This is a genomic window from Mycobacterium ostraviense (assembly GCF_002705925.1).
GTDB classification, from domain to species: domain Bacteria; phylum Actinomycetota; class Actinomycetes; order Mycobacteriales; family Mycobacteriaceae; genus Mycobacterium; species Mycobacterium ostraviense.
This window is the reverse complement of the sequence record NZ_NKRE01000001.1, coordinates 3,815,764-3,841,248: the sequence shown is the minus strand read 5'-3', so window position 1 is coordinate 3,841,248 and position 25,485 is coordinate 3,815,764. Positions and strand designations below refer to the sequence as shown.

Annotated in this window: 24 protein-coding genes and 2 pseudogenes; 6 read left to right on the top strand and 20 right to left on the bottom strand. The window is 66.4% G+C overall.

Annotated elements, in window-relative coordinates; genetic code table 11:
• Positions 1-32: 32 nt before the first annotated feature.
• The 4 genes from CDN38_RS17965 to CDN38_RS17950 form a co-directional block, all read right to left on the bottom strand.
• Positions 33-1,094, bottom strand: coding sequence for an amidohydrolase family protein (locus tag CDN38_RS17965; RefSeq protein WP_180276429.1), 1,062 nt, complete (start codon positions 1,092-1,094; stop codon positions 33-35).
• A gap of 143 nt (positions 1,095-1,237) precedes the next feature.
• Positions 1,238-2,491: a cytochrome P450 gene (locus CDN38_RS17960; protein ID WP_075512135.1), complete on the bottom strand. Its 1,254-nt coding sequence runs from the start codon at positions 2,489-2,491 to the stop codon at positions 1,238-1,240.
• Between the two features lie 2 nt (positions 2,492-2,493).
• Positions 2,494-2,688: a ferredoxin gene (locus CDN38_RS17955; RefSeq protein WP_075512134.1), complete on the bottom strand. Its 195-nt coding sequence runs from the start codon at positions 2,686-2,688 to the stop codon at positions 2,494-2,496.
• Between the two features lie 11 nt (positions 2,689-2,699).
• Positions 2,700-3,356, bottom strand: a complete 657-nt coding sequence (locus CDN38_RS17950) for a TetR/AcrR family transcriptional regulator (RefSeq protein ID WP_075512039.1) — start codon at positions 3,354-3,356, stop codon at positions 2,700-2,702.
• 159 nt (positions 3,357-3,515) lie between these two features.
• Between CDN38_RS17950 and CDN38_RS33085 the strand changes: the two are divergent.
• A pseudogene (locus CDN38_RS33085) lies at positions 3,516-3,763 on the top strand (response regulator transcription factor); the annotation flags it as partial.
• A gap of 1 nt (position 3,764) precedes the next feature.
• On the opposite strand, the gene CDN38_RS17940 reads toward CDN38_RS33085, so the two are convergent.
• Both CDN38_RS17940 and CDN38_RS17935 read right to left on the bottom strand, forming a co-directional pair.
• Positions 3,765-4,148, bottom strand: a complete 384-nt coding sequence (locus tag CDN38_RS17940; protein ID WP_075512038.1) for a type II toxin-antitoxin system death-on-curing family toxin — start codon at positions 4,146-4,148, stop codon at positions 3,765-3,767.
• A complete protein-coding gene (locus tag CDN38_RS17935; RefSeq protein ID WP_075512037.1) occupies positions 4,145-4,351 on the bottom strand; it encodes a CopG family transcriptional regulator in 207 nt (68 codons plus the stop codon). The genes CDN38_RS17940 and CDN38_RS17935 overlap by 4 nt, the downstream gene beginning before the upstream one ends.
• Before the next feature lie 404 nt (positions 4,352-4,755).
• Here CDN38_RS17935 and CDN38_RS33080 point away from each other — a divergent pair.
• A pseudogene (locus CDN38_RS33080) lies at positions 4,756-4,902 on the top strand (LuxR C-terminal-related transcriptional regulator); the annotation flags it as partial.
• Positions 4,903-4,935: 33 nt separating this feature from the next.
• On the opposite strand, the gene CDN38_RS17925 reads toward CDN38_RS33080, so the two are convergent.
• Positions 4,936-5,745, bottom strand: a complete 810-nt coding sequence (locus tag CDN38_RS17925; RefSeq protein ID WP_075512035.1) for an SDR family NAD(P)-dependent oxidoreductase — start codon at positions 5,743-5,745, stop codon at positions 4,936-4,938.
• A gap of 32 nt (positions 5,746-5,777) precedes the next feature.
• Positions 5,778-6,689, bottom strand: coding sequence for a PPE family protein (locus tag CDN38_RS17920; RefSeq protein ID WP_082277269.1), 912 nt, complete (start codon positions 6,687-6,689; stop codon positions 5,778-5,780).
• A gap of 432 nt (positions 6,690-7,121) precedes the next feature.
• On the opposite strand from CDN38_RS17920, the gene CDN38_RS17915 reads away from it, so the two are divergent.
• A complete protein-coding gene (locus tag CDN38_RS17915) occupies positions 7,122-8,744 on the top strand; it encodes a multicopper oxidase family protein (RefSeq protein WP_099319100.1) in 1,623 nt (540 codons plus the stop codon).
• Here the strand turns inward: CDN38_RS17915 and CDN38_RS17910 are convergent.
• The 8 genes from CDN38_RS17910 to CDN38_RS17875 are packed head-to-tail and all read right to left on the bottom strand — an operon-like array spanning position 8,732 to position 17,861.
• Positions 8,732-9,571 (bottom strand): alpha/beta fold hydrolase, encoded by an 840-nt coding sequence (locus CDN38_RS17910; RefSeq protein WP_075512032.1) that lies wholly within the window; start codon positions 9,569-9,571, stop codon positions 8,732-8,734. The two genes, CDN38_RS17915 and CDN38_RS17910, sit on opposite strands and share 13 nt — an antisense overlap.
• Positions 9,571-10,560, bottom strand: a complete 990-nt coding sequence (locus tag CDN38_RS17905) for a cyclase family protein (protein ID WP_075512031.1) — start codon at positions 10,558-10,560, stop codon at positions 9,571-9,573. Before CDN38_RS17905 ends, CDN38_RS17910 begins: the two co-directional genes overlap by 1 nt.
• Entirely contained in the window at positions 10,548-11,372 is an 825-nt protein-coding gene (locus tag CDN38_RS17900) for a coniferyl-alcohol dehydrogenase (protein WP_075512030.1), read from the bottom strand. Before CDN38_RS17900 ends, CDN38_RS17905 begins: the two co-directional genes overlap by 13 nt.
• 20 nt (positions 11,373-11,392) lie before the next feature.
• Positions 11,393-12,703 (bottom strand): LLM class flavin-dependent oxidoreductase, encoded by a 1,311-nt coding sequence (locus CDN38_RS17895; protein ID WP_075512029.1) that lies wholly within the window; start codon positions 12,701-12,703, stop codon positions 11,393-11,395.
• A 2-nt stretch (positions 12,704-12,705) separates the two neighbouring features.
• Positions 12,706-14,436: an FAD-binding protein gene (locus CDN38_RS17890; RefSeq protein WP_075512028.1), complete on the bottom strand. Its 1,731-nt coding sequence runs from the start codon at positions 14,434-14,436 to the stop codon at positions 12,706-12,708.
• Positions 14,433-15,353, bottom strand: coding sequence for a 3-carboxyethylcatechol 2,3-dioxygenase (locus CDN38_RS17885; protein WP_075512027.1), 921 nt, complete (start codon positions 15,351-15,353; stop codon positions 14,433-14,435). Before CDN38_RS17885 ends, CDN38_RS17890 begins: the two co-directional genes overlap by 4 nt.
• Positions 15,301-16,998, bottom strand: a complete 1,698-nt coding sequence (locus tag CDN38_RS17880; protein WP_075512026.1) for a bifunctional 3-(3-hydroxy-phenyl)propionate/3-hydroxycinnamic acid hydroxylase — start codon at positions 16,996-16,998, stop codon at positions 15,301-15,303. The genes CDN38_RS17885 and CDN38_RS17880 overlap by 53 nt, the downstream gene beginning before the upstream one ends.
• Entirely contained in the window at positions 16,995-17,861 is an 867-nt protein-coding gene (locus CDN38_RS17875) for an alpha/beta fold hydrolase (RefSeq protein ID WP_075512025.1), read from the bottom strand. Before CDN38_RS17875 ends, CDN38_RS17880 begins: the two co-directional genes overlap by 4 nt.
• Before the next feature lie 116 nt (positions 17,862-17,977).
• Between CDN38_RS17875 and CDN38_RS17870 the strand changes: the two genes are divergently transcribed.
• Both CDN38_RS17870 and CDN38_RS17865 read left to right on the top strand, forming a co-directional pair.
• Positions 17,978-18,643 carry an IclR family transcriptional regulator gene (locus CDN38_RS17870; RefSeq protein WP_036416161.1) on the top strand — a complete coding sequence of 222 codons (666 nt, stop codon included), beginning with the start codon at positions 17,978-17,980 and terminating at the stop codon, positions 18,641-18,643.
• A gap of 13 nt (positions 18,644-18,656) precedes the next feature.
• On the top strand, positions 18,657-20,273 hold the full coding sequence (locus CDN38_RS17865; protein WP_075512024.1) for an FAD-dependent oxidoreductase: 1,617 nt from the start codon (positions 18,657-18,659) through the stop codon (positions 20,271-20,273).
• A gap of 8 nt (positions 20,274-20,281) precedes the next feature.
• Here the strand turns inward: CDN38_RS17865 and CDN38_RS17860 are convergent, their stop codons facing one another.
• Positions 20,282-21,451: a sensor histidine kinase gene (locus CDN38_RS17860; RefSeq protein ID WP_201258293.1), complete on the bottom strand. Its 1,170-nt coding sequence runs from the start codon at positions 21,449-21,451 to the stop codon at positions 20,282-20,284.
• Between the two features lie 280 nt (positions 21,452-21,731).
• Between CDN38_RS17860 and narL the strand changes: the two genes are divergently transcribed.
• Positions 21,732-22,376 carry a two-component system response regulator NarL gene (gene narL / locus CDN38_RS17855; RefSeq protein WP_023367793.1) on the top strand — a complete coding sequence of 215 codons (645 nt, stop codon included), beginning with the start codon at positions 21,732-21,734 and terminating at the stop codon, positions 22,374-22,376.
• 46 nt (positions 22,377-22,422) lie between these two features.
• Here the strand turns inward: narL and CDN38_RS17850 are convergent, their stop codons facing one another.
• The 3 genes from CDN38_RS17850 to CDN38_RS17840 form a co-directional block, all read right to left on the bottom strand.
• Positions 22,423-23,643, bottom strand: coding sequence for a sensor histidine kinase (locus CDN38_RS17850; RefSeq protein WP_075512133.1), 1,221 nt, complete (start codon positions 23,641-23,643; stop codon positions 22,423-22,425).
• Positions 23,644-23,782: 139 nt separating this feature from the next.
• Positions 23,783-25,105: an MFS transporter gene (locus tag CDN38_RS17845; protein ID WP_082277267.1), complete on the bottom strand. Its 1,323-nt coding sequence runs from the start codon at positions 25,103-25,105 to the stop codon at positions 23,783-23,785.
• 14 nt (positions 25,106-25,119) lie between these two features.
• Positions 25,120-25,428: a PE/PPE C-terminal domain-containing protein gene (locus tag CDN38_RS17840; RefSeq protein WP_161951667.1), complete on the bottom strand. Its 309-nt coding sequence runs from the start codon at positions 25,426-25,428 to the stop codon at positions 25,120-25,122.
• Between the last annotated feature and the right edge of the window lie 57 nt (positions 25,429-25,485).

Below are 25,485 nucleotides of genomic sequence, written 5' to 3'. Positions count from 1 at the left end.
GGGAATCAGCGGCCGCGTGAGCGTCGTCACCGTTACAGGCCCAGGAATTCGGTGATGTTGCCGCTGACGATCCGCGCCGCGTTCGCCGGTCCGACGGCTTGCACCACGGCAGCCAATGATTTCTCGGAATAGCCGTAGGTGCTTTCGTTGTGCGGATAATCCGACGACCACATGACCTTGTCGATGCCGATCCGGTCGATCAGCTCCAGCCCCAGCGGGTCGACCATGAACGAGGCGCTCATGTGCCGGTCCCAGTAATAACGGATGTCGTGCTCCAGCGGCCGGTTGAACATGTGCCGGTAGGACGCCACCAGGTGCTCGGCATCTTGCAGGGCCCACGGTACCCAGGCGATGCCGCCTTCGAACCAGCCGATCCGCAACCCCGGATGCCGGTCGAGGATGCCGCCGAAGATGTACTTGGAGAACGTTTCCCGGAACCCGTCGACGTTGATCATCATCCCGACGACCACGCTGTTGAACTCGCACGGACTCTTCGGCGGAGTCTCCCCGATGTGGTGGCTGATCGGAACACCGGAGGCCTCGATCTCGCCCCACACCGCACTCATCGAGGTGCTGGCATAGTCGATCGGGTTGCCGTCGTCGTCCTTGCCCGGGTTGAGCGGCATCAGGAAGGTCTTGAGCCCCAACGATTTCAGCTCGGCCAGAGTGCGCCGTGTTCCTTCCGGATCCCACCAGTTGATCAGCCCGGCGGCGTAGAAATGCCCACCCGAGCGTTCCTGTAGATCCGCGATGTACTCGTTGTAGATGCGGAACGCCAGCTCGCGAAGTTTCTTGTCCGGGTAGTGGAACAGCGCCAGGACGGCGTTGGGGAACGCCAGCTCCTTGTCGACGCCGTCGTCACGCAGCTCTTGAATCCGGGCCTCGATGTTGGTGCTGGCCGCACCCGGCAGGTCGTCGTACTGCATGAGCACCGCGCTGAAGTCGCCCGGCAAGAACGATTGGCCCCTGCGCCCCACCTGATACGCGCCGTCCTCATACCAGATGCGCGGCGCCTTGTCCTTCAGGTCATCCGGGAAGCGCTCGTAGAAGATGTCCGCGGCCAACGAGATGTGGTTGTCCGCGGAAAAGACCACGGTGCCTTCGGGAAGGCCGGGATCGGTGCCCACGGCATGGCCCCGCCGGTTTTTCGGTGCGCCAAAGCCTTCGGGCGGGTACAGCGAGAGCGTGCTGGGTCGAGCCGACATCCTTGATCCTCCATTCGGGTCGGCGGTAGTGGTCACCAGGTCACCGGCAGTTCGTAGACGCCGTAGGCGAGCCGGTCGTGTTTGAAAGGGACGTCTTCGACGGGGATGGCCAGCGCCAATGTGGGAATGCGGCGCAACAGCGTTCGGTAGACGATCTGCAACTCCGCGCGTGCCAGCTGCTGGCCCACGCACTGATGCCTGCCGTACCCGAACGCCACGTTGCGGTCGGCCCCCGAGCGGTGCAGATACAACCGGTCCGGTTCGGTGAACGCGTCCGGATCCCAATTCGCCGGCGCCAGGTCGATGATGATGCCCTCACCGGCGCGGATGGTTTCGCCGGCGATGTGGATGTCTTCGAGCGCCACCCGGCGCTGACCGTTCTGGATGATGCTGAGATAGCGCAGCAACTCCTCGACCGCGTTGCCGACGACCTTCGGGTCGTCCGCGTCGCGCAGGATCGCCGCCTGCTCCGGATGTTCCAGCAGAGCAAGCACACCGAGGCCGATCATGTTCGCGGTGGTTTCGTGCCCGGCGATCAGCAGACCGGTGGCCAACTGCGCGGCTTCCTTGACGCTGAGCTCACCGGCCTTGACCCGTTCGGCCAGATCGGACACCGCGTCTGCTGATTCTCTTAGGGGGCTTTCCATTTTGGTCTCGACCAGCCGGGCCAGGTACTTGTGCAGACTCATCGCGCCTTTGACGGTGTCCTCGCCGGTCGCATACCGGGCCAGCCCCACCGTCGCGTGATGCTGGAACATCTCCGCGTCCTCGTAGGGCACCCCCAGCAGCTGACTGATCACCAGCGACGGCATCGGCAAGGCCAGTGCCGCGACGAGATCGGCCGGCTTGGTTCCGGCCAGCATCGTGTCGATATGGTCGTCGGTGATCTGCTGGATGGTCGGGCGCAGCCCCTCAACCCTCTTGAACGTGAACGGCTTTGACAACATCCGCCGGAACCGGGTGTGCTCTTCGCCGTCGGCGGTGAACACCGATCTGGGCCGTTTGTGGACCGTCGACAACATGCCCGCGTTCCAGTGCGGAAAGCCGGGAAGCCGGTCATCGACGCTGACCCGCGAATCCGAAAAGAGTTCGCGCACTTGCTCGTAGCCCGTGATGAGCCACGGAGTGCTGCCGTCCCAGATCCGCACCCGCGACGGCGGCCCGGCTTTGGCCAGCGCCATCACGTCCGGCGGCGGCGCGAACGGGCACCGTGCGGCCCTGGCCATCGGATAGTCGGGGATCTCCGCGGCCGACTCCGGGGTACTGCTTGCGAGTGTGTCCGACACCGTCACTCCTCGATGTGGATGGCCATTGCCGGGCAGGCGGCGGCGGCTTTGCGGGCGGCGTCGGCGTGCTCTGCGCGCGGGTGCGCGGTGAGCAGGATGACGACGCCGTCCTCGTCGCGCTGGTCGAACACCTCCGGTGCGTGCCTGACGCAGTTCCCGGACGAGGCGCAAACATTCTGGTCTACGGTCACTTTCATCTGCCGGCCCTTCACTCGGGCGATGTCACGGGGGCCAGCCACAGGCCCACGATCGCGTCGATGAGTGCGTCAGCCGCGGCCCGCCACGAAGGCCGGGGCGTCGAGGTACCCGTCGCCAGCGCACGTTCGAGATCAGCGCAGGTGTGCATCAACAGGTTTCGCGCCATCAGGTTGCGCTGGTAGCGGATGTCGACCGGCAGATCGGGAAGGCAACTGTTGATGACGTCGATCACCCGGACCAGTGACGGCGAGCTCAGCGCGTCCTTGACGACGATGTTGTGATAGGCGGGATCGGTCATGGCCTGGGCGGCGAACCGGGCGTACCACGTGGGATTGCCCAGAGCCTCCAGATGCTCGGTGAGCGGGCGCACCAGGCATGCCACCCAATCGCGCATTTCGGCGGTCTCGTCCAGCTCGGCCACCATCTGCTCACGAAGCCGTTCCACCGGCAGCCGATGCTTCTGCTCGATGGCACGCACCAAGTCGGCCTTGGTCCCGAAGTGATAGCCGACCGCGGCGTTGTTGCCCTGCCCGGCGGCCTCGCTGACCTGCCGATTGGATACCGCGAACACGCCGTGCTCAGCGAACAGCCGCTCGGCGGCCGCCAGAATCGCCTCCTGCGTGGAACTCGCCCGCTCACTGCGAACGGCCCTTCCGACAGTGGTCATATCGCCCAGTCAACCGCTCGGCCCGCTGTTAAGTCAAGCGCTTGATTTAGAAGATACGGGCCGATCTGCCGGATCGAGGTCCTCGATCGCTAGCGGGAGTCGTGGTAGGCGATGGTCGCAGCGCCACATCACAAACGGTCATCATGGAATTGTCCATCCAGGAGGCGATTCGCCTATGCGAAGCGGGGCCGCGGTGAGCGTCGACGCCCGGCCAAGGGTGGGAATCGCTGACTCCCGCCGAGCTCGACGTCGTGCGGCTGGTCGCCGACGGGCTGGCGAACAAGGACATCGCCAGCCGCCTATTCGTCTCACCGCGCACCGTGCAGGCCCACCTCACCCACGTCTACACCAAGCTCGGCCTGACTTCTCGCGTGCAACTGGCCCAAGAGGCCGCCCGCCACGGTTGACTCAGCCCTCGTCGTAGCTCCATGCCTGTAGTTGTTCGACCATCTTGGGAAGATCGGGCAATGCGCCGGTGGCGACCTGGATGACGAATTCGAAGCGGTCATCCTCGGGGGCGCTGATCCACTGGCCGTTGATGGCGAGGAAAGTCCGGCAGGCCGTCCACGCCAGTCGCTTGTTTCCATCTACCAGCGCGTGGTTGCGCGCCAGGGAGTGCAGCAGCGCGGCGGCCTTGAGGTTCAGACCCGGGTAGGCATCTCGACCGAACACCGACGCGCGTGGGCGCGCCTGAGCGGATTCAAGCAAGCCGTAATCCCCGACCACGGCATCTGCACCGACCGCCTCGCGAGCAATGTCGAGCAGATCGTCGAGATCCAGATACTCGGTCATGCGTCCTTAAGACGCCGCAGGACCCCGGCCTCCTCCCGCACCACGCGCTGCAGAGCCGCAGCAACCTTCGCCTTGTGCGTGCGCCGCGCGATGTATTCGTCGATGGCCGACAGTGCGACGGCCTGCATCGACCGTCCCTCGGCGGCCGCCTGCCTGCGCAGCGCTTCCGTCTGCTCAGCACTGGTGCGTAGCGTCATCCCCATGACGAAATGATACCTGATTGATACCAGAGCTTCAGTTGCCAACCTGCGCCCGGCACTGTCGCTGATAGACGGGCACAACGCGTACCCCGACCCTCAGTGACTCGTGTGATTCACGTGACCACTCGCCATCGCGCCCAGCGGCAGAGCCGTGGGAGATCCGCACCGGAGCCAGGCCGTTCTACGCGTTTTCGCTGATGTTTCGCCGCCGACGAAACCGCATGCTGGCTGGCATGAGCGACACGCATCCAGGCGCGGATTTTGCCCTGGCGGACTGGAGTGAGCCGGGTATGAGCACCTTGCCGACCGGAACGGTGACGCTGCTGTTGGCCGATGTCGAGGGATCAACCCAGCTGTGGGAACCCAACCAGAGCAGACGGCGACCGTGCTTCTCCAACGCGTACTGCGCGAAACTTTTCGTCTCACCACGCGCCGTGCAGTCACACCTCACCCACGTCTACACCAAGCTGAGTATGACCTCCCGGGTGCAGCTCGCCCAAGAAGCGGCCCGCCATAGCCATGCACCCGCCACACCTTCGCCGAACGTGTACTGAGTGCGACAATTCCGCGAAATGTTCGCAGTGGCTTCACGTTCGGCGCGCGGATCGAATCACCTTGCCCGCCACCGTCCCGCCGTCCACCGGGAGCACGGTTCCGGTGACATAGCGGGACCGTTCGCTAGCGAAATACAACACCGCCTCCGCGATGTCCTCGGGCGTGCCCTCACGCTTCAGCGGCCGGTCGTCGCGCATGGTCTGGCGAATCGCCGCCGTATACCGCTCGAGTTCCTCCCGACTCATCCCCGCAGCTGACGTCGCCAAGAGCGGCGTGGGAATGTTGCCCGGGGCGATGGCGTTGACTCGAATTTCATAGTGCGCCAACTCGATTGCCGCCGATTTGGTGAACTGGATGACCGCCGCCTTCGACGCGCGGTAGGTCATTACCCCGCCGCCGGCCTGGATGCCCCCGATCGAGGAGAGGTTGACGATGGATCCGCCGCCGTGCGCGGCCATGTGCCGGGCGGCATCGCGGGTGCCGGCCATGACCCCCAGGACATTGACGGCCATGACCCGGTGGAAATCGGCCAGGTCGTCGTCGAGGAATCGGCGGTGCATGGTTCCGGAGACACCGGCGTTGTTCACCATGATGTGCAAGCCGCCGAACGTGTCGACGGCGGCTGCCACCACCGCCCCTACCTGTGCCGGGTCGGAAACGTCGGTGCGCCGGAACATGGTTTCGGGCCCCATGCGGGTCGCCAGCGCCTGGCCCATGTCCGCTTCGACGTCAGCGATGACCACCCGCGCGCCCTCGCCCACAAACCGCTCAACCGTGGCACGGCCGATACCGGATGCCCCACCGGTGACGACGGCGACCTTTCCGGCCAGTTCTTTGACCACACGACGAGTTAATCGGCGCGCGCCACCTTAAGTCAAGCAGTTGATTTAGCGGTGGACGGGACACCGGTTGCACCCAACGCGGCCACACCCCAACTGCGCGGTACCGACATCCTGCCGACCAAAGCGGCGCGACTCCAGGCCGCCGACACCACCAGCCGTGATGAGCCGGACACCTTCGTAGCCATCGCAGCCGGCGTCATGGCCAACGGGGCACTGATCGCCCCCACGAAGGCACTCACCGGCGACGGTAAAGGCTTGAACCGCAGCATGTTCGCGATCGTCGAGGCCGCAGACACGGGTTGCACCGGCCGCCCGAGGCTGCGCAGCGCAGCAGGTACCCCGGCCATCGTTTGCGCCATCGTTTGGGCCAACATATCGGGCATCCCGGCGTCGGCACTCCACTCCTGGAACCCGGGCAGGTTGTCCCCCAGCGTCGGGAGAGCCAACGGCGTCAGGGTAGCGGCCGCCGCCGAAGCGTTGGCGTAGCGATACATCGCACAGGCATCCCGGGCCCACATTTCGCTGTAGTCGGCCTCGAGAGCTGCGATGGCGGGTGTGTCCTGACCGGTCGCATTTGCGGCGATCAGAGATGCCAGCCGAGCGCGGTTGGCGGCTATCACCGGGGGCGGCACCGTGGCGGCGAAGGCGTTCTCGAAGGCACAGGCAGCCGCCCGGGCCTGGCCCGCGATCTGTTCGGCCGCTCCGGCGGTACCGGTCAGCCAACGCAGGTAGGGAGCTACCGCGGCAGCCATCGAATCCGACGCCGGGCCCCGCCACCCTTCGTCGGTCAGTGCCGAAGTGATCGAACCAACGGACGCGGCAGTGCCGTATAAGTCGTCAGCCAGTTTGTTCCAGGCCGCAGCGGCACGTAGCAGCGGCTCCGACCGAGCACCCGCATACATTCTCGCTGAAGTGATCTCGGGTGGTAATGCTCCGAAATCCACCTCGCCCCACCTCCGGATCGCCGCCTGGCTTCGGAATAGCCGATATCCGGACCGAAGTCAGTTACCTTGGCGCTCTTCATAACCCCTGGCTGCGCGGTATCGACGAGCTGGCGCGAGGTTCGGCCGGGATCGTTATCGGTCCTACTGTCATTCGTGATGTCGGAGCCGGGCAGCGCCCGAAGGAAGGCAGGGTGGGGTGCCGTTGCGAAGATCTGTCCAGCGCGTAGAGCCCGGCGACGGTGGCGAGTCCCACCGGAATCAAACCGCCCCACACGGCAATCGGCGTTCACACCGCCTGCCGAAGGTTAACGTCGGTCGCTATATACCCCTAGGGGGTATATACTAAAGGTGCGGCATTGCGGGTTGCGCGACTGTCGATGTCCTAGCAGGGTAGTAGCGCGGGCCCGAATCAACGGAGACGAGGAGCTGTCCATGCCGGTACTGCCAACGAGCGGTCATCCCCTGGGCGGAGTACAGCTCAGCAGGCGCGGCTTTATCGGCGCCGGAATCGCCGGTGGGTTGGCGCTGGCCGGTTGCGGCCACTCACAGACACACTCGGCAGACGAGACGGCCATGGCTGCCGCAATCGACGCGGCCGAGCGGGCCCGGCCGCACAGCGGGCGAACCGTAACCGCCAGCCTGACCCCGCAGCAGGCGGAGGTCGACCTCGGCGGGCCGATCACCCGTACGCTGGCTTATGGCAACACGATCCCGGGACCGCTGATCCGGGCCGCCGTCGGCGACGAGATTGTCGTCGCGGTGACGAATCGGCTCGATCATCCGACGTCGGTGCACTGGCACGGCATCGCGCTGCGCAACGACATGGACGGTGCCGTGCCCGCCACCCCGAACATCGAGGCTGGCCACGACTTCACCTACCGATTCTCGGTCCCTGATCCGGGCACTTACTGGGCTCATCCGCACGTCGGCCTCGAAGAGGACATGGGGCTTTATCTGCCCGTCATCATTGACGATCCGACCGAACCGGGACGCTACGACGCGGAATGGATTGTTGTGCTTGATGATTGGACCGACGGCGTGGGCAAGAGTCCGCAACAGATTTACGACGCCCTGGTCGACCCGAACAAGCCCACCGCAATGCCCATGCCCACCCCGCCAAGCACGACCCCGCCAACCACGACAGATACGACGAGCACGACAAGTACCACGAGCACGACGACCACCACCGAGACCACGCCGTCGTCCCCGATGCCCGGGATGCCCGGCGGCGACGTGGCCAGCAGCGACTTGCTCGGCGGCGACGCCGGCGAGGTCGCCTACCCCTACTACCTGATCAACGGCCGTATCCCCGCGGCCCCCACGACCTTCAATGCCAAACCGGGACAGCGAATCCGGATCCGGATCATCAATGCCGCTGCCGATACGGCGTTCCGCGTCGCGTTGGCCGGACATTCGATGACGGTCACCCACACCGACGGTTACCCGGTGCTGCCGACACCGGTCGACGCGCTGCTGATCGGCATGGGCGAACGTTACGACGTCATCGTGAGGGCAGCATCCGGTGTCTTCCCGCTCGTCGCGCTCGCCGAAGGCAAGAACGCCGTGGCACGTTCGCTGCTGTCCACCGGTGCGGGCAGCGCGCCCGATCCGCAGTTCCGGCCGGCGGAACTCACCAAGAGGGTGGGCACCATCGAGATGTTCACCGCCACAACGTCGGCTAATCTGGGCCGGGCCGAACCCGGCCTCGAACTTCCCGTCGTGTTGGGCGGCACCATGGCGAAGTACGACTGGACGATCAACGGTGAGTCCTACAGCAGGACCAAGCCGCTGCAGGTACACCAGGGCCAGCGCCAACTTCTGGTGTTCGACAACACCACCATGATGTGGCACCCCATGCACCTGCATGGCCACACCTATCAGATCATCAAAGCCGACGGTTCCCTCGGCGCCCGCAAGGACACCGTGATCGTCCTGCCCAAGCAGAAGGTCCAGGCAGTGCTCGTCGCCGATAATCCGGGTACGTGGGTGATGCACTGCCACACCATGTATCACCTGGCGGCCGGCATGATGACCCGCCTGGATTACGTCTTCTGACGGCTGAAGAAGTCCAGCAGGAGTTCGTTGACGATCGGGGATTGCTCGATTTGCGGACAGTGGCCCGCGTCGTCGATCACCACCGCGCGTCCATCCTTGACCTGATCGGCGAGCTGTGCGGCCCATCCGGCGGGCAGGAGCTTGTCGTCGCGCCCCTCGACCACGAGCGTCGGCACGGTGATGCGCTGATAGCGGCGCGTACTCGACGGCTTCGAGGCCGGCACAGCTTCCGGCTCAGCGCCAGGACGGCGAAACCGCGCTGCCGCCAGGGCTTCCCACGCTCCCGGAGCGATGCTGGACTGGTAGCGGCGCCGCACATAGTCCTCATCGGCCGGATAGCGGGCGTCGTGGAACAGCGCCTCGACGATGCGCCGCATCCCCGGCAGCGTGGCGTCGTAGCGTTGCAGGGCCTCGAAGTGCCGATTCTGGACGATCTCTCCCCCGCCGCAGATGATCGCCATGGTGCGGATCGGCAGCCGGGGCGCATCCGAGGTGGCATCGGTCAGCAGCATGATGGCGCCCATGGAATTGCCGGCGAAGTGCGCGGAGTCGACGCCGACAACGTCGCAGAACCGTGCCACATGCCGGATGCGCATTCCGCGGCCGTCGACGAAGTCCACCACCTTGGCCGACTGCCCGAACCCGAGCATGTCGGGCGCCAGCACGCGGTAGCGCCTCGCCAGCGCGACGATGTTGTGTTCCCAGCCCAATTCGGCGCTGGCCCCGAATTCGCCGCCGTGCAGCAGCACCACCGGGTCACCCGCGCCCGACTCCAGATAACTGGTGACCAGACCGTCGACCACGGCGGTGCGGCGGTGTATCGGCATCACTTGATCGCGATGGGATTCACCGGCGATCCCACCGCGCCAACGAATCTCAGCGGCGGCGCGATCAGCTGAAACTCGTAGACGCCGTCGGCGGCGCAGTCGGCGGCCAGCGCCGTGAGGTCCCAGTATTCGCCCAGCATCAGCCCCATGTCACGCAGGCACAGCAGATGAAACGGCAAGAACAGGCCGTCGACTCCGGAAACGGGGTCTTCGACCTGGAGATTGTCGGAGGCCACTGCGGCGATCTCGTGATCGTGCAACCACTGGGCGCAGCGCCAGTCCAGCCCGGAGTACCGCTCGGTCTTGTTACCGGTCATCAGATACCGTGCCCACCAACCGGTTCGGATCAGCACGATGTCGCCGCGGCCGACCGTGACGCCCTGGGCGCGGACGACGTCGTCCAGTTCTTCCGGGGTGATCGGGTTGCCATGCTCGAGAAAGACTTCCGCGCCGCGATGGCGCACCAGGTCCAGTAGCACACCGCGCGAGGTGATGCCCTTGACGTCGACCTTGTCGATGCCGCAGTGGTAGGCGCCCAGACTGGTCACCGAACTTGCCGGGAAGCCGTTGTAGAGCAGGTCGTCGTAGTAGACGTGCGACAGCGCGTCCCACTGGGTGGCCGCCTGCAACGGCATGATGACCATGTCGTCGTTGAACCGGAACGGATTGTCGACCAGGTAGTTGCCCATCTGTTCGGCCGTCGGGTTCTGCGTCCAGCCCGGCCCGTACCGGCCCAGGGTGTTCGCATCGCCGCCGTCCACGGTCATCACGTGTATGGGGTTGTGCCGGAACCCGAAAGCGCCCTGTGGGCCGGACGACCCGAAGTCCACCCCGAGCGGGAACACCTTCCCGTGCCGGACCAGGCTGGCGGCGTGCCGGACGGTGTCGGCGGTGATGAAGTTCAGCGTTCCGAGTTCGTCCGCGTCACCCCACCGGCCCCAGTTGCTGAGATCGCTTGCCACCCGCCTGAATTCGGTTAGGCTGGCCATGGCGCCCGTCCTTTCTCGAGTTCACCGGCGACTGCGGCGCCCAGGTTTCCGCCGTCCACCCAGACGACCTGACCCGAAATATAGCTCGCGGCATGGCTGTTCAAGAAGAGCAGCACCGCGGCCTGTTCGGCCGGATCGGCCACCCGGCCCAGCGGCTTGGCGATGTCGTCGAGGAATTCCGGCCCATAGGCACGCCTTAGCTGGTCGAGTATCGGTGTGTCGGTCACCGCGGGCCCGGTGCAGTTGATCCGGATACCGCGCGCACCAAGGTCAGCCGTGCGTCGCATGGTGTAGAGGATGACGGCTTCCTTGGACAATTGGTAGCCGCTGCCCACCGCCTCGGGGTGGCGATGACACCAGTGGATACCTTCTTGCATCGTCGTGGTATTCAGCAGCGGAGCCACTGCCCACCGATGTTCCCGGTAGTGCGCCGCGGCAAGCGATGACACGCTGACAATCGACGCGCCCGCGGCCATCATCGGCATCAGCGCCTCGGTGAGATGGCGCAGCCCAAGGAAATTGATGGTGACGACAAGTAGCGGGTCGCCGATCCCCGAGGAGACGCCGGCGACGTTGAACAGCGTGTCGACGCGTCCGCCGAGAGCTGCGACGGTCCGATCGATGGAATCCGGATCGGCGAGGTCGACCTCGTGAAAGTCGTTGATCTCGTCGCCCGGTCGATGTTTGTCCAAGCCGACCACGTGCGCGCCGAGTTCGGCGAGTTGATGCACGACCTGCGCGCCGATGCCCGAGGAACATCCGGTCACCACCGCACGGCGGCCGTCGTAGCGCCACAGGTCGTTCAGGCCCAACGCCTAACCAACTTCCGGTGTCATTGACACTGCTCCTTTGCGCGGCGCGCCGCCATGACGCGGCCCTCGTTGATCTCCGCCATGGCTTCGGGAATCTCGCTGGCAGTGAACTTACCGCCGCGTCCGGTCGGCAGGCCGCCGAATGAGTAGTTTTCGTCGAAGGCGGGCGCGCCAAAGGGTCGTGTTTCCGGCCGGCGTGCCTCGATTCGCTCGATGACGGGAGCGAGCCTGGCGGCCTTGTCGGCGACCGCTTTGGCGTCGCGCTCGATGAACTCCGGCAGCACGTCGGCGCCCATGATTTCGATGGACTCCATGGTGCCCTCGTGACTGCGCGGGTTGAGCAGCAGAATGATCTCGTCCACGCCACTCTCCTCGTAGCCGCGCAGGAACTCGCGCACGGTGGCCGGCGACCCGATGGCGCCGCGTCCCGGCCCGTAGGCCAGCGTCGGATCCTTCTGCACCTCTTCGAGATAGCGGGTCCACACACCCGTGCGCCCGGGTGTGTGCACGCCGGTCATGTAGTAGTGCGTGATGCCGAACGAGAAGAAGCCGCCGCCCTGCCCGAGGCGCCGCAGCGCCTCGTCGTCTGTCCGGGCGACCATCATCGACAGGTCACCGCCGATGGCCAGGATGTTCGGGTTGATCCGCGGCGTCACCGGGACGCCGTTCTCCTCGAATTCCTTGTAGTAGCCGTTCACCCGCTCGGTCAGCGGACCCGGGCCGGTATAGGCGAAACTCAGCGCGCCGATACACTTCTGGGCGGCCATCTGGACGGTGGCCGGCCGGGTGCAGGCGACCCATACCGGCGGGTGCGGCTTTTGCATCGGCTTGGGAATGACGTTGCGCGCCGGCATCTGGATGTGCTCGCCGCGGAAACCGGAGAACGGTTCCTCGATCATGCACCGAATCGCGACCTCGAGGGCCTCCTCCCATTGGGCCCGCTTGTCGGCGGGATCGATGTTGAATCCCCCTAGTTCGCCGACCGAGGATGATTCGCCGGTGCCGAACTCGACCCGCCCGTTGGACAGCAGGTCCAGGGTGGCGATGCGTTCGGCCACCCGGGCGGGGTGGTTGACCGCGGGCGGCAGGTGCATGATGCCGAATCCCAACCGGATGTTATCGGTCCGCTGGCTGGCCGCGGCCAGGAATATCTCGGGTGCGGTGGAATGACAGTATTCCTCGAGGAAGTGATGCTCGGTGAGCCAGACGGTGGAAAAGCCGGCCTTGTCGGCGGCCTCGACCTCGTCGAGGCAATCCTGCAGTAGGATGCGTTCGTCGTCGACGGTCCAGGGACGCGGCAGGGCGAATTCGTAGAACAACGAAATTTTCATGCTTACCTCCTATGAGCATTACGTGCCTGTGCCGCAATGTGTTTCGCCGCGACGTAGCCAAAGGCCATGGCGGGTCCGATGGTCGCCCCGGCGCCGGCATAGCTGCGCCCCATCACCGGCGCGGCGGTGTTGCCCACCGCGTAGAGGCCATGCACCGGGGTGTCGTCGGGGCGCAAGACTCGCGCGTATTCATCGGTGCGCAGGCCTCCCGACGTGCCGAGGTCGCCGAGAACGATGCGGAACGCGTAGTAGGGTGGATCGCCCAGCGGGTACAGGTTGGGGTTGGGCAGCGTGGGATCGCCGTAGTAGTTGTCGTAGGCACTGTCGCCACGGCGAAAGTCGTCATCGTGGCCGCTGCGGGCCAGCTCGTTGAAACGTGTTGCCGTTGAACGGAGTTTGACTGGCGGGACGCCGATCTGGCCCGCCAGCTCCGCCCACGTCCGCGCGGCTTTGACGACGCCGGACTCCAGCCACGCCGCGGGGACCGTTCGCCCGCTGGGTACCGGCGCTCCGGGAATCCTCGGTATCGGCAGATGCCCGGCGATGACGTAGCGATTCCAGGACCGCTGATCGGTGATGAGCCAACAGGGGATGTGGGTGACCCCGGACTTCTGGCCTTCGATCATGGCGTGACCCAAGTCCATGTAGGGCGCGGCCTCGTTGATGAAACGCTTGCCGTCGCCGTTGACGATGAACTGGGACGGCATCATCCGCTCGTTGAGCATGAATTGCATTCGGCCGTCCGGCCATTGCATGGCCGGAAACCACCAGGCTTCGTCGAGCAGTTCGGTGGCCGCGCCCAGCCGCTGGCCGGCACGGATCCCGTCACCGGTGGCCGCGGGATTGCCGAAGCTCCAGTCCCGGTCCACGATCGGCTGGTGTTCCTTGCGCCAGGCCAGGTCGTGGTCGAAACCTCCGCAGGCCAGGATCACCGCGTGCCGCGCGCCGATCCGCGTCGGTACGCCGGCTCGGTCCACCAGCGCACCGATCACCGATCCGTCGGTGTCGGTGAGCAATTCGGTCATCGGCGAGTCCAGCCACAGCGCAATGTCGCGCTCCTTCATCGCCAGTCGCAGCCGCGCTGCCAGTGACTGGCCGATCGCCGCGATCCGCTCACCGAGCACCCGGGCCCGCAGCATGCGGGCTATCAGCTTCAGCAGCACCACCTTTCCGCTCCACGACTGGCGGATCCGGTAGAACGACCGCAATTCGTTTGGCCCCAGCCAGATTCCCTTCGGCGCCAGCGACAGCGGCACGAGCAGCTTCTCCTCATCGGCGCCCAGCGAGCGCAGATCGATCGGTGGCACGTTGATGGTGCTGCCCAGTGTGGAGCCGCCGGGAAGGTCCGGGTAGTAGTCGGCGTAGCCGGGTTTCCAGACGAATTCCAGCCACGGTGAGAGCCCTTCCAGGAACTGCAGCATCTGCGGGGCCGACTCGACGTATTGGCGTATCCGCGCCGCACTGACCAGGCCGTCGGTAACCCGGTGCAGGTACTCGATCACATCAGCGGGTGCCGGGGTGTAGCCCGCTCGGCGCTGCGCCGGCGCGCCGGGCACCCAGATGCCGCCACCGGACAAGGCGGTGGAACCGCCGAAGTGTCGGGACTTTTCCACCACCAGCGTCTGTAGGCCGGCGGCATCGGCGGCCAGTGCGGCCGTCATACCGCCCGCGCCGGACCCGACCACGAGCACGTCGACCACGTGGTCGAACCCTTCGCTGCCGGTATAGGTCATGGGCTCGGCGCCGCCGTCCTGATGCCGAACGCGGTGATCAGGTCGGGAGCCTGTTTGTAGTAGCGCAGTGTGGTCCGGTACTGGCCTGCCGTCGCCAGGGCAGCGAAAGCGGCGATCCAGGTGCGGATTTCATGTGCGGAGCTACCGCCCTCGTGCATCACGAACGAGTTCGACCACTGATCCAGGTCTTCCAGGTGTCCCCCGTCGACGATCTCCAGGAAGCGCTGATCCCAGGCCGGGTTGAGGGGCTGTAGGTTGCTGTCTCCGGCGGCGAAGCTCTTGGCGGCGTCGATCACCGCCGTCTGCCGGGCCTGGCGTTGCTCGGAGCTCATCGGCTGGCCGTGCACGATCCGCTCCAGACCGGCCGGCCCGGCGTTGTCCAGCGTCGGCACCGGCGGGCTGTGCGACAGCCCACCGGACCCGATCACCAGCACCCGCTTGTCCAGCGTGGCAAGGAATTCGCCCACCGCGGTACCCAGTGCCCGGCAACGGCGCAGTGGTCCCAGCGGCGTGGCGATCGCATTGATGAAGATCGGTATCACCGGGCGCGACGTCGCCGTGCCGAAGAGCTTCTCCAGGGGCTGGACCGTTCCGTGATCGACGTCCATGCTGGCCGAGACGGCCATGTCGACGTCCGCCCCGAGGACGGCCCTGGCGCACTGCTGCGCGATCTGCTCGGGAACGTCGAGTGGGCCGGCGTAGCTACCGTAGTCGCCGACTCCGTTGGCGTGTAAGCCGATACAAAATGACGGCATCACCTTGTAGAAGAATCCGTTGTAGTGGTCGGGCGAGAAGATGACGACGAGTTCGGGATCGTACTCGCCGACGAATTCCCGTGCCCTTCCGATCGCGGCATTGACGTCGTCAAGCAGGTCCCGCGGCGGCCCCGGTAGATTCAGCAGCGGGCTGTGGGACATACAGCACAGAGCCAGTGGCACTTTGGAAATCACCGCCTCTCGGAGTGAGGGTGAGGGCCTTGACGAGCGATGCGCTCAACTCGGGAGCGAGTTGGGCGATACACGCGCCGGCGACACACCGGTCGGGACGCAGGAACACCACCGACTCGTCGTGAGCGTCGAACCAGGACTTGAGGTCTCCGGTGTGGTCACCGACGACGACGACATCGCGGTCGTCGTGTCCGGTCCAGTGCAGCTGCACCTCCGGACGCGCGGCGACGAACCGGGCACCCAACGCCTGCCACGTCGCAAATGCGTGCTCGCCAAGGATTTTCCGCGGGTTGTTGTTCCAGCACAACACCGCGAACCAGCTGCCCAACACGTCGTCCAGCAAGATGTCGTGCTGGGTGCGGGTATTGACCCGGGGTTGAACGAACAACGTGCCCACCGGGGACCCCGGCTTGCGGGGCTCGGCATGGACTACCGCGCCACGTTCGTAGCGCGGCATCGGCTTGAACCGCATCTCGAGCACATAGCGCTTGAGCGACGGCACAATTGAGGCGGCGTGCACAATCAGGTTCCGGCCGGCCGCGATCCTGCGGTCGGTGGGGGAAATCACCCTGCCCACCATGGTGGACAGGTCGATCATCGCCCGGGCATGTTTGCGGCGTTCCATGTCGTAGGTATCAAGCAGACAGTCGCCGGCCTGCCCGCTGACCACCGCGGCAAGCTTCCATCCCAGGTTCGCCGCGTCCCGGATGCCGCTGTTGTAGCCCTGCCCCTGCCATACCGGCATGAGGTGCGCGGCGTCCCCGGCCAGCAGCAGGCGGCCGCTGCGGAAGGTGCCGGCGATTCGCGAGTGATGGGTGTAGACGCGCCGGCGGATCACCTCGACCCGGCCCGGGTATGGGACCACGCGGGCCAGCATCCGGGTCAAAAACGCGGGATCCTGCGCCTGCTCGTCGGACTCGTCGGCGTGAATCATGAACTCGAACCGGCGAATCCCATGTGCGATCGAGATCGACGCATACGGGCGCCGCGGGTCGGCGCCGACCTCGCTGTTGGGATGGCCCAGTGGATCGTTGGCGATATCGACCACCAGCCATCGGGTGGGCGAGGTGGTGCCGTCGAAGGACACACCCATTGTCCGGCGGACGATGCTGCGCCCGCCATCGCAGCCGACGACATAGCCGGCGCGCACCCGCGACACGCCGCCCTGGCCGCCGCACTCGACCGTCACCGCATCGCCGTTCTGCACACAGGAGGTCACCGGATGGTTCCACCACACCTCGACATGGTCGAATCTGTCCAATCCCCGCAGCAATTCGGCATCGACCAGCGGCTGTACGAACCCGTTGCGCCTGGGCCAGCCGAAACACGCGTCGGGAGGCGCGATTTCGGCCAGTATGCGGCGCTTGGCGTCGAAGAACCGCAGAATCTGGTTGGGCACCGTGTGCGGGAGGATCTCGTCGACCAGGCCGATCGACTGGAAGGTGCGCAGCGCCTCGTCGTCCAGTCCGACCCCGCGAGGATAGTCGATCAGACTGGCTCGTTCCTCGGCCACCAACGTGCGAACGCCCTGCAGCCCAAGGATATTGGCCAATGTCAGCCCGACCGGACCGGCGCCGACCACCAGCACGTCTACCTCGTGTCCGCTCCCGGTCATGAGCGGCCCAGCAGAAAGTCGAGGTGCAGGCGGTTGAACGTCTTGGCGTCCTCGTACTGCGGCCAGTGGCCGCAGCCCGACATCACCTCGAAGCGAGCGCCGGGAATCATCGACGCGATCCGGTTGCCCTCCGACACATCGGCCGTCGGGTCGTGGCTCGTCCAGAGCACCAGCGTCGGCGCGGTGATGGCCCCGTAGTCGTCGGGACCCAGCAGGTTGCGGGCCCGGATCTGCGGATCCTGTAAAGCCATGATGTCGCGCATGGCCGCGACGAATCCGGGCTGGCGATAGATGCGTTGCCGGGCGGACACCAGGTCGTCGTAGTCCTTGGACTTGTCGGCCATCAGCCACTTGATCCGCGCCCGCACGGTCTGCCAGGTCGGGTTCTCCGCGGCGGCCATGGATAGCGCGACGATGCGCGCCATGACTTCCGGATCGGCTTGCGAGCCGCCGGCCGTGTTGAGCACCAGCCGGTCGACGACGTCGGGGTGGTCGATCGCGGCGCGGGCGGCCACCCAGCCACCCAGCGATTCACCGCTCAACTTGATGCGGTCGGCCCCGATGCTGCGCACCACTGCCATCAGGTGCTCGACGTAGTGCCGGATTTCGAGTGGGTGCCCGGGCTTGTCGGTGTAGCCGTGACCCAGCATGTCGATCGACCAGGTCCAGAAATGTTCGCCGTGCGCCGCCAGGTTGCGGACGTAGGCCTCGGCGTGACCCCCCGACCCGTGCAACAGCAGCAGCACGGGCTTGCCGGGATCGCCGGCGCGCAGGTAGCGCGTCCGGATCCCCGCGGCGTTGAGGTAGCCCTGCTCGAACGGGACACCTTGGAGATCGCTCCACACGCTCTCGAACTCCGCCACGGTTCCTTCCCGGCTGGAAGCCCGGTTCTCGCTTACGGATACCGGATGTGCTAATATCGCACATAAATGTGCGATATATATAGAGCTTTGCTCTCGTCCGATGGCCTGTCAAGACTGTGACCGGCTCGCAGACCCTGGCCAGGGGGCTCACTGCGCTGCAACTGGTCGCGGACTCACCCAGCGGGCTCACCATGCAGCAGGTGGCCGACCAGGTTGGCGTACACCGGACCATCGCCTACCGATTGCTCTCGACGCTGGCCCAGTTCCGGCTGATCTCCAAGGGCGACGACGGGCGCTACCGGCCGGCTGCGGCGCTGGCCGTGCTCGGCTCGTCCTTCGATCACAACTTGCGCCAGCTGAGTCTGCCGACGCTGCGGGCATTGGCCGACGAACTGGGCACCACGGTGTCGTTGCTGGTCGCCGAGGGCGACGAGCAAGTGGCGGTCGCGGTCATCGTGCCGACCCAGGTCGCCTACCAACTCGCCTTCCACGAGGGCAGCCGATATCCGCTGGACCGCGGCGCCGCCGGAATAGCCCTGCTAGCGGGCATGCCGCCGCGTCCGGGCGAACGCGACCTGGTCGCGGCCACGCGTGAGCGTGGCTGGGTGATGACCTACGGGGAGATCGAACCGAATACCTACGGCCTGGCCGTGCCCGTGCGCCGCGTCGCACCGTCCCCGCCGACGTGCATCAACCTCATCTCCCACCGCGAAGACGTGGTGCGCCGCGGAAAGGACGCGGTCATCACGGCCGCCGCCCAGTTGTCCACACTGCTGAGCTGAAGGGATACCAGGCATGCGGTGGGATCAGGAATTCGATGTCGTCGTGCTCGGCAGCGGCGGCGCCGGGCTCACCGCCGCATTGACCGCGGCGGTCACCGGCGCATCGGCAGCGGTGTTCGAGAAGGCGCCGACCATCGGCGGGACCACCGCCGTCTCGGGCGGCATCGCCTGGATTCCGGCGCATCACCGCTGCCCCGACCGGGAGCTGACGGTGTCCGACGCCCTGCAATACCTGCACGCGCAATCGTGGGGATCGATGGACGACACCCTGGTGGAAACGTTCGTGCGGACCGGCCCGGCCATGCTCGACTTCGTCGAGAAGCACAGCGGCCTGCGCTTCGAGGTCGCCGCCGGATTCCCGGACTACCGGCCCGAGCTGCCCGGCGGACAGCCCGCCGGTGGGCGCTCGCTCAGCGCGGCGCCGTTCGATCTCGACCGACTCGGTCAGTGGGCCGGCCGCATCACCTCCTTCCCCGCCGACTGGTCCAACGTCGGTTTCGACGCCGAGACCCGCGCCCGGTTGCACGCCGGCACCTACGCCGGACCGGACAACGTGTGCGTGGCCGGCACCGCGCTGATCTCCGGACTGTTGAAAGGCTTGTTGGACAACGGGGTAGCACTATTCCCGAACGCGCCGGCCGAGGAACTGATGGTCGACGGCGCAGACGTCACCGGAGTGCGAATCTCGCGCCCCGAACACAGCATCAGCGTTCGGGCCCGTCACGGGGTCATCCTGGCAACGGGCGGGTTCGAATGGGATCCGGTTCTGGTGCGGGCATTCCTGCGCGGACCCATGCACGGCGCGGTTTCGCCGCCCAACAACACCGGCGACGGACTGCGCATGGCGATGGCGCGCGGCGCCGACCTGGCCAATATGGGTGAAGCGTGGTGGGTTCCGATCGTGCAGATCCCGGGCGACACCATCGCCGGCAGGCAACGCAGCCGCAGCGTGCGCCTGGAGCGCACCCGTCCGCGCAGCATCATCGTCAACCGGGCCGGGCGGCGGTTCGTCAACGAGGCATGCGATTACAACTCGATGGCCGGTGCCTTCCACTACCTCGATCCCCGGGACGGCTACGTCAACGACCGCGGCTGGATCATCTTCGACTCGATTCACCTGCAGCGCTACGGGTTTCTTGGTGTCGCTCCCGCGCAACCGGTTCCGGACTGGTTCTGCGAGTCGGCAGACCTGGCCGAATTGGGCGCCAGGGCCGGCATCGACGCCGACGGGCTGACGCGCACCATCGAGCGATGGAACCGCAACGTCGCGGCCGGCGCTGACCCCGACTTCGGCCGCGGTTCCAGTGCCTACGACGGCTATTGGGGCGACGAGAGCGCCACCACGCTTGCCGGCAAGACCCTCGGCCCGCTCGACACAGCCCCCTACTATGCGGTACCGATCCGTGTGGGTGCGATGGGCACCAAGGGCGGACCGCGCACCGACCGCGACGGACGGGTGCTCCATGTCAGCGGCAACCCGATACCCGGTCTGTTCGCGGCGGGTAACGCCATGGCCGGAGTTACCGGCCGAGCCTACGGCGGGGCAGGCGGAACCATCGGCCCCGCAATGGTTTTCGGGTACCGCGCTGGATACGCTGCCGCCACCGGGGCCTCCGTCGACCCGCAGTAGCGGTCGTTTCAGGACTTCAGCGGGACCTCGACGCAGACGTGGGTGCCGGTCGGGGTGTCCAGGAAGACGAAAGTCCCGCCGGCGGCGTCGACCCGGGCCCGGTGCGAGGCCAGTCCGATGTGCCCCTCACCGAGGCGACGAGCCATCGTGTCGCCGCTGATTCCCACGCCGTCGTCGGCGACATCCAAAACGCACGCGCCGTCGGTGATCCCGAGGGTGACCGACGCAGTGCGGGCCCGGGAATGGCGCACCACGTTCGACAGCAACTCACGGGCCACACCGAACATGATCGGGTCGATCTCATTGCGCACCGGATAGTCGATGTCGGTGCTGACCTTGATGCCCGAACGCGCCGCGGTGGACGTGGCCAGCTGTTCGACGGCCGCGCCGAGGCCAACCTGTTCCAGGACGGCCGGATGCAGCTCAAAGGTGGCCTGCCGCAGTCGTTCCGATGCGCTCTGCAGACCGGCCAAGGCCCGGTTGACACGCTCGTCGTCGGGCGCAACCGTCTGTAACTCGATGAGCTCCTGACGGGCGGCCAGCACATCTTGCAGCGGCCCATCATGAATGGACTCCGAGATCCGGCGCTGCAACACCTCAGAGGCCGTCATGGTCTGAGCCAGCAGCTCCTCGCGCAACGCGCTCAGACCCGCGACCGAGCGGGCGTGGCGCTCCTCGATCCGAACGACGATCAATGCGGTGGCACACAGAAACGCATAGAGGACGAATCGGAATATCGCTTCGGGCCATCCGATTGCCCGCACCATCGCCGGATCTTGGACCACCGCGAGGGCAAATCCGACGAGCGTGAAAGCCAGCACCACCGCCGCCCGCCGCGACGACACGTCCAAGCCCACCAGCACCGGCAGCAAGGTCATGATCAGCAACGGATAAATCCCGTCGGTGGACAGCAACTGGAAACCGGTCAACGCGAATACGTCGACGGCGGTGAACGCAAACGGCTCGTATCTGGCCATCCTGACGAATCGGTGCAACACAATGACGCGTCGCGACGGTGAAAACGCCAACGCCAGGGCCCACAGCGCGGCCAGCGCGTAGGCGACGATCAACGCGGATTGCTGCAGCCATTCCGAGTTGTTGGTGCCGACCAGCATGGCGGCGACCATCAACAGCACAACCCCGATTCGGAGCACCGAAGCGATTCGGTAGGAGCGCATCTGGTGCAGCCTGCGCACCCGTTTCAGTTCCGCGTCGCTGGTCTCTACCACAAGAACACCGTAGTCATGACCGCGGATGCGATTGGGTGTTGCGCGGCAATATCGCCGATCCGCCGGAGCAAACTGTCGAGCGGGCCCGCGAGTTGTCCAGGAATTGCGGGCAGATGGTCGCGGCGAACGGCTACACTCATCGCCATGGTCGGCCGACATGGACATGACCCGGACATGACCCGGAAATAACAGGGACATGACCCGGACATGACAGGGACTTGACGCGGACATGACGGCGCCCGAGAAAGTCCGTGTGGTGGTCGGCGATGACCACCCGCTTTTCCGCGAGGGCGTGGTGCGCGCGCTTTCCCTGAGCGGCTCGGTCAACGTGGTCGGTGAGGCCGATGATGGCGCGACGGCGCTGGAGTTGATCAAGACGGAGTTGCCCGACGTTGCCTTGCTCGACTACCGGATGCCGGGCATGGACGGTGCCCAGGTGGCCGCCGCGGTGCGCAGCTACGACTTGCCGACCCGCGTGCTGCTGATTTCGGCGCACGACGAATCGGCGATCGTCTACCAGGCATTGCAGCAGGGCGCCGCCGGGTTCCTGCTGAAGGATTCGACACGCACCGAGATCGTCAAAGCCGTGCTTGATTGCGCCAAGGGACGCGACGTCGTCGCGCCCTCCTTGGTTGGCGGCCTTGCCGGCGAGATCCGCCAGCGAGCGGCCCCGACGGCTCCGGTGCTCAGCGCCCGCGAGCGGGAGGTGCTCAATCGTATTGCCCGCGGCCAGAGCATCCCCGCGATCGCCGGCGAACTGTATGTGGCGCCGTCGACGGTCAAGACCCATGTGCAGCGGCTCTACGAAAAGCTGGGCGTCAGCGACCGTGCGGCCGCGGTGGCCGAAGCCATGCGGCAGGGCCTGCTCGACTGACTGCCGCTCGACTCACTGCCTCTTGGCCAGCAATCGCGTGCCGCAATCAGGATTTCAGCGGTACTTCCACGCGGACGTGGGTGCCCGCCCGGGTATCCAGAAAAACGAATATGCCCCCGGCGGCGTCGACCCGGGCCCGATGCGAGGCCAGGCCGATGTGCCCCTCGCCGAGGCGACGGGCCATGGTGTCGCCGCTGATTCCCACGCCGTCGTCGGCGACATCCAAAACGCAGGTGTCGTCGATGATCCCGAGGCTGACCGACGCAGTGCGGGCCCGGGAATGGCGCACCACGTTCGACAGCAACTCACGGGCCACACCGAACACGATCGGGTCGATCTCATTGCGCACCGGATAGTCGATGTCGCTGCTGATCTGGATGCCCGAACGCGCCGCGGTGGAGGCGGCCAGCTGTTCGACCGCCGCCCCCAGCCCGACTTGCTCGAGGACGGCCGGATGCAGCTCAAAGGTGGCCTGGCGCAGCCGTTCCGAGGCATCCTGCAAGCCGGCCAACGCTCGGTCCACCCGCTCGTCGCCCGGCCATGCGATCTGCAGCTCGACAAGTTCCTGGCGCGCGGCCAGCACGTCTTGCAGCGGCCCGTCGTGAATGGACTCCGATATCCGGCGCTGCAACACCTCAGAGGCCGTCATGGTCTGAGCCAGCAACTCCTCGCGCAACGCGCTCAACCCGGCCACCGAGCGAATATGGCGCTCCTCGATACGCACCACCACCAACGCTGTGGCGCACAGAAATGCATACATTGAGAAGAGAAAAGCGGTATGTGGCCAGCCTGACGGGCCGAAGAGCACGCCGTCGTGGACCCCCGCCAGCACGAACCCGAGCAGGCTGAACGCCAGCACCGTCATAGTTCGCCGTGACGAGATATCGACACCCGCCAGGACCGGCAGCAACGTCATGATCAGCAGTGGATAGAATCCGTGGGCGGACAGCAGCTGCAGGCCGGTCAACGCCACGATGTCGACCGCGGTGAACACCAGAGGTTCCCACCGGCGCACGCCCGACGATTCCCCCGCTCCGAGCTGTCGTCGCACCCGGGAAAAGGCCAATGCCAGGGCACACAGTGCGGCAATGCCATACAAAGCGACCAAGACAGATTGCTGGGCCCATTCGCGCTCTGGGGTGCCGACGATCATCGCGGCAATGACGAACACCAGGACCCCGATGCGAAGTACCGAGACGATCCGGTACGAGCGCAGCTGGTGCAGGCTGCGTACCCGCTCCAGTTCCACGTCGCTGGCGATTGCCACGGGAACACCGTACTCACGGCGGCGCTTCACCGCCGGATGCGGAGCCCGCCGATCGGGCCCATCGCTTGATGAGCGCCCGTTCCTCCGACCAGGGGACACCGCACGGGTCGAGCTGTGATGAACGCGTGCGCCCACGACGTCACCTCGGCGCGGCTTGGAGGCCCGGCTGCTCGACGCCGGTGACGTGGCGTGTGCGGCAAAGTGGCACCGCCTCAGGGTGACTCAGGACCGGAACTGAAGTGGACCGGCCCAGCGTGCGGGCCAGCGGTAGACACAGCGCGGCGCCGGTCAGCCCGACCGTCACGGTGACGATCGCCACCAGACGATGGCCGCCATGAATTAGGCTGTAGGAGGCGAGGATTGGGGCTACCACTGAAGCGATAGCCAGCGTCATGGACCAGACGCCGTGGTAACGGCCGCCATTGGCGGGCGGAGCGATCCGATGCACGATGCCGGCGGCGATCACGAACCAGGCGATCTCGCCCGGGGTGCAGACCGCTGTGGCGACGGTGAAGCCGAGGGTGGTGTGTGCCAGCGCGGCGCCCGACATGCTCACCGCCGTCCACACGCCGGCGACGGCCAGGATGTCGAGCCTCGGACGAAACCGGGCCGCCGCTTTTCGGCCCAGCCACGGTGTCATCACCGGGGTCAGTCCAATACCGGCAACGGCATTGGCCAGTTGCGCCCAGCCGAATTCGCCTGCGCCCAAACCGCTGTCGGCCATCAGCATGGGTACCGCGGCATAAAGACCACGGACCGCCGTCAGCGTCGCGAGGCTGGACCCGAGAAGCAGGACCAGCCGAGCATCCGAAAACGCTCCGCGGTAACCGATGTCAGCCGGCTGGGTGACCGCCGGGGACCGGCGATGCTCCCTGGCGCGGATGCAGCAGACCGCCAGCAGCGCCAGCATCGCGCACGCAACGGCGTTGATCCAGAACAGCACGGGCACGCCCGACCAGCCGGCGAGCAGACCACCCACACCGCCGGTGATCGCCCGGCCAATGCTGACGATCCAGCCGAAGCGCCAGGCGTCGATCTTGGCCCGCCGCCCGGGATCGGGCACCAACTCGGCGATCGCGGCGCCCAGCACCGGGCGCGGCGCGTCGTAGACCACACCGGTGACCAGAGCGCCGATCAGCAATGCCGGCACGCTACCGGCCTGGGCCATCAGCACCAGCACCGTGGCCGCCACCAGCATGGTGGACGCCAGCGTCGCGCGCGGCCCGGTGCGGTCCACCAGCCAGCCACATGTCAGCTGACCCACTGCCCAACCGACCCCGAAGGCGGCCAGGACCGCGCCGACAGCGCCCGCGGCATGCCCTCGCCCGGCCACGTGAAACGCCATGAACGGATAGGCGAACCCTGCCGCGCGCACCACCAGGTTGCCGCCCAGCAGCAGCCAAATGACGCCCGGAAACCCATGCTCGCCGGACGAGTGGGGTGACGTGTTCGAATCAGGCATCCGGCGAAGCAGGGCTAGGCCGGCGGCAGCCCGCCCAGTAGACCGGGGGCCGCGCCGGAGCCGAGCGAGGAAGCGCCGGCGGAGACGGCGCCCGGCAACGCCGCGACCGCGGCATGACTCAGGGTGGGAGCGGAGGCGGCCCACGCCGCTGGCATCGACAAGCCGCCGACAGTCGCCGCCTCACCCAGGGCGGCCGACACCGCGCCGGTCAGGCCTGCCATGCCCACCGAACCCAGGGCTCCCGCGGCAGCAGACTCCGCCGCCGCCGCGATCTGGCTGCCGACCGCGGCCGCCGCCGGGAACAGGCCCTTGAAGGCCGACATCGCCGACATCATCAGCCCCGCGGAGGAAGTGCAGACGAAGAACGGGGTACCGAAAAT

Excerpts from the sequence above, each read along its gene's own strand:
- CDN38_RS17885 (WP_075512027.1), bottom strand. The coding sequence starts at position 15,353 with ATGTCCCACAGCCCGCTGCTGAATCTACCGGGGCCGCCGCGGGACCTG.
- CDN38_RS17915 (WP_099319100.1), top strand. The coding sequence starts at position 7,122 with ATGCCGGTACTGCCAACGAGCGGTCATCCCCTGGGCGGAGTACAGCTC.
- CDN38_RS17940 (WP_075512038.1), bottom strand. The coding sequence starts at position 4,148 with ATGACCGAGTATCTGGATCTCGACGATCTGCTCGACATTGCTCGCGAG.
- CDN38_RS17840 (WP_161951667.1), bottom strand. The coding sequence starts at position 25,428 with ATGTCGGCCTTCAAGGGCCTGTTCCCGGCGGCGGCCGCGGTCGGCAGC.
- CDN38_RS17895 (WP_075512029.1), bottom strand. The coding sequence starts at position 12,703 with ATGAAAATTTCGTTGTTCTACGAATTCGCCCTGCCGCGTCCCTGGACC.
- CDN38_RS17935 (WP_075512037.1), bottom strand. The coding sequence starts at position 4,351 with ATGGGGATGACGCTACGCACCAGTGCTGAGCAGACGGAAGCGCTGCGC.
- CDN38_RS17860 (WP_201258293.1), bottom strand. The coding sequence starts at position 21,451 with ATGCGCTCCTACCGAATCGCTTCGGTGCTCCGAATCGGGGTTGTGCTG.
- CDN38_RS17890 (WP_075512028.1), bottom strand. The coding sequence starts at position 14,436 with ATGACCTATACCGGCAGCGAAGGGTTCGACCACGTGGTCGACGTGCTC.
- CDN38_RS17950 (WP_075512039.1), bottom strand. The coding sequence starts at position 3,356 with ATGACCACTGTCGGAAGGGCCGTTCGCAGTGAGCGGGCGAGTTCCACG.
- CDN38_RS17905 (WP_075512031.1), bottom strand. The coding sequence starts at position 10,560 with ATGGCCAGCCTAACCGAATTCAGGCGGGTGGCAAGCGATCTCAGCAAC.
- narL (WP_023367793.1), top strand. The coding sequence starts at position 21,732 with ATGACGGCGCCCGAGAAAGTCCGTGTGGTGGTCGGCGATGACCACCCG.
- CDN38_RS17880 (WP_075512026.1), bottom strand. The coding sequence starts at position 16,998 with ATGACCGGGAGCGGACACGAGGTAGACGTGCTGGTGGTCGGCGCCGGT.
- CDN38_RS17865 (WP_075512024.1), top strand. The coding sequence starts at position 18,657 with ATGCGGTGGGATCAGGAATTCGATGTCGTCGTGCTCGGCAGCGGCGGC.
- CDN38_RS17910 (WP_075512032.1), bottom strand. The coding sequence starts at position 9,571 with ATGCCGATACACCGCCGCACCGCCGTGGTCGACGGTCTGGTCACCAGT.
- CDN38_RS17845 (WP_082277267.1), bottom strand. The coding sequence starts at position 25,105 with ATGCCTGATTCGAACACGTCACCCCACTCGTCCGGCGAGCATGGGTTT.
- CDN38_RS17955 (WP_075512134.1), bottom strand. The coding sequence starts at position 2,688 with ATGAAAGTGACCGTAGACCAGAATGTTTGCGCCTCGTCCGGGAACTGC.